This is a genomic window from Streptomyces sp. 8K308 (genome assembly GCF_004348315.1).
GTDB lineage: Bacteria > Actinomycetota > Actinomycetes > Streptomycetales > Streptomycetaceae > Streptomyces.
On the sequence record NZ_SMKC01000545.1, the window covers coordinates 1 to 2,665 of the forward strand.

At 71.8% G+C, this 2,665-nt stretch carries 1 protein-coding gene; it reads right to left on the minus strand.

What is annotated here, in order from left to right; translation table 11 throughout:
- Positions 1–19 precede the first annotated feature (19 nt).
- Positions 20–2,581: an aminopeptidase N gene (gene pepN, locus E1265_RS35455; protein ID WP_132935058.1), complete on the minus strand. Its 2,562-nt coding sequence runs from the start codon at positions 2,579–2,581 to the stop codon at positions 20–22.
- Positions 2,582–2,665: the final 84 nt, after the last annotated feature.

Consider the following 2,665-nt stretch of genomic DNA (forward strand, 5'->3'; position numbering starts at 1 on the left):
CACCCGCCCCCCGCCAGGGTCAGGCGCTCGCGTCGGCCGCCTGCGCGCGGAGCGCCCGCTCCACGCCCGCCCTGGACTCCGTCACCAGCCGGCGGAGGGCCGGCGTCGGGTCGGCCTCAGCCAGCCAGGCGTCGGTCGCCGCGAGCGTCGCCTCCGCGACCTGGATCGTCGGGTAGAGGCCGATCGCGATCTGCTGGGCCATCTCGTGGCTGCGCGACTCCCACACGCCCTTCAGCGCCGCGAAGTACTTCTCCGCGTACGGCGCCAGCAGCTCCCGCTGGTCGGTCTGGACGAAGCCGCTGATCACCGCCTCCTGGACCGCGTTCGGCAGCTTGTCGTCCTCGACCACCGAGGCCCAGGCCGCGGCCTTCGCCTCCGGCGTCGGCCGGGCGGCCCGGGCCGTCGCCGCGTGGCGCTCGCCGGCCGAGGTGTGGTCGCGGGACAGCTCGGCCGAGATCTCCGGCTCGTCGGCGCGGCCTGTGGCCGCGAGCCGCTGCAGCAGCGCCCACCGCAGCTCGGTGTCGACGGCCAGGCCATCGACCGTCACCGTGCCGTCCAACAGGCCAGCCAACACGTCGAGTTGCTCGTCCGTCCGGGCCGTGGCCGCCAGGGCGCGGGCCCAGGCGAGCTGGTGGTCGCTGCCCGGCTCGGCGGCCCGCAGCCGCTCCAGGGCGGCGTCGGACCACAGCGCGAGCCCGGTCGGCCGCCAGTCGGGCGCCGCGTACAGGTCGAGGGCGAGCTTGACCTGCCGGTGCAGGGACTGGACCACGCCGATGTCCGTCTCCCGGCCGATGCCGGAGAGGACCAGCGCCAGGTAGTCGCGGGTGGCCATCTCGCCGTCGCGGGTCATGTCCCAGGCCGAGGCCCAGCACAGCGCGCGCGGCAGCGACAGGGTGAAGTCGGCCAGGTGCTCGGTGACGACCGCCATCGAGGCCGGGTCGAGCCGGACCTTGGCGTACGAGAGGTCGTCGTCGTTGAGGAGCACCACGGCCGGTCGCGGCCGGCCCTCGAGCGCCGGCACCTTGGTCAGCTCGCCGTCGACGTCGAGTTCGAGCCGCTCGACGCGCTCCAGCGCGCCGTCAGTCAGCTCGTAGAGGCCGATGGCGATCCGGTGCGGCCGGAGCGTGGGCTCGCCCTTGGCGCCCTCGGGCAGCGCCGGCGCCTCCTGGCGGACCGCGAAGGAGGTGACGACGCCGTCCGCGTCGACCTCGATCTCGGGGCGCAGGATGTTGATGCCGGCGGTCTCGAGCCACGCCTTCGACCAGGCGGTGAGGTCCCGGCCGCTGGTCTCCTCGAGGGCGGTCAGCAGGTCGGTGAGCCGCGTGTTCGACCACTCGTGGCGCTTGAAGTACGCCTGCACGCCGCGGAAGAACTCGTCCATCCCGACGTACGCCACGAGCTGCTTCAGCACGCTGGCGCCCTTGGCGTAGGTGATGCCGTCGAAGTTGACCAGGACGTCGTCGAGGTCGCGGATCTCGGCCATGATCGGGTGGGTGGACGGCAGCTGGTCCTGCCGGTAGGCCCAGGTCTTCATCTGGTTGGCGAAGCTGGTCCAGGCGTGCGGCCAGCGGCTGCCGGGGGCGTGCGCCTGGCAGGCGATGGACGTGTAGGTGGCGAACGACTCGTTGAGCCACAGGTCGTTCCACCACTCCATGGTGACCAGGTCGCCGAACCACATGTGGGCCAGCTCGTGGAGGATGGTCTCGGCCCGCATCTCGTAGGCCGCGTCCGTCACCTTGGAGCGGAAGACATACTGGTCGCGGATGGTGACGGCGCCCGCGTTCTCCATCGCGCCCGCGTTGAACTCGGGGACGAACAGCTGGTCGTACTTCGCGAACGGGTAGGGGTAGTCGAACTTCTTCTGGAACCAGTCGAATCCCTGCCGGGTGACCTCGAAGATCGCCTCGGCGTCGAGGTGTTCGGCGAGCGAGGGCCGGCAGTAGATGCCGAGCGGCACGGAGCGGCCCTGGCCCTCCCAGCTGCTGTGCACCGAGTGGTAGGGGCCGGCGATCAGCGCGGTGATGTAGGTGGAGACGCGCGGGGTGGCCGCGAACCGCCAGACGTTGTCCCTGGGCTCGGGGGTGGGGGAGTTGGAGATCACCGTCCAGCCCTCGGGCGCCGTCACGGTGAACGCGAAGGTGGCCTTGAGGTCGGGCTGTTCGAAGCAGGCGTAGACGCGGCGCGCGTCGGGGACCTCGAACTGGGTGTAGAGATAGGCCTGTTGGTCCACGGGGTCGACGGAGCGGTGCAGCCCCTCACCGGTGTTGGTGTAGGCGCAGTCGGCGACCACCCGCAGCTCGTTGTGGCCCTCGACGACGGCCGGCAGCGCGATCCGCGAGTCGGCGAACACCTCGGCCGGGTCGAGCGCGGTGCCGTTGAGCACCACCTCGCGTACCTCGGGGGCGATCAGGTCGACGAAGGTCGCGCCGGCCTCCCGGGCGGTGAACCGCACGACGGTCTCGGAGCGGAAGGTGCCGCCCTCCTGGGCCCCCGCGATGTCGAGGGCGATGTCGTAGGCGTCCACGCTGAGCAGCCGTGCCCGCTCCCGCGCTTCCTCCCGGGTCAGATTCGTGCCTGGCACGTGGTTCTCCTTAAGCTGCGAGCTCTGCGGTGTCCGCCATCCTTCCACGGGAGACGACGCCGGGGCGGGCGCGCGACCATCGGC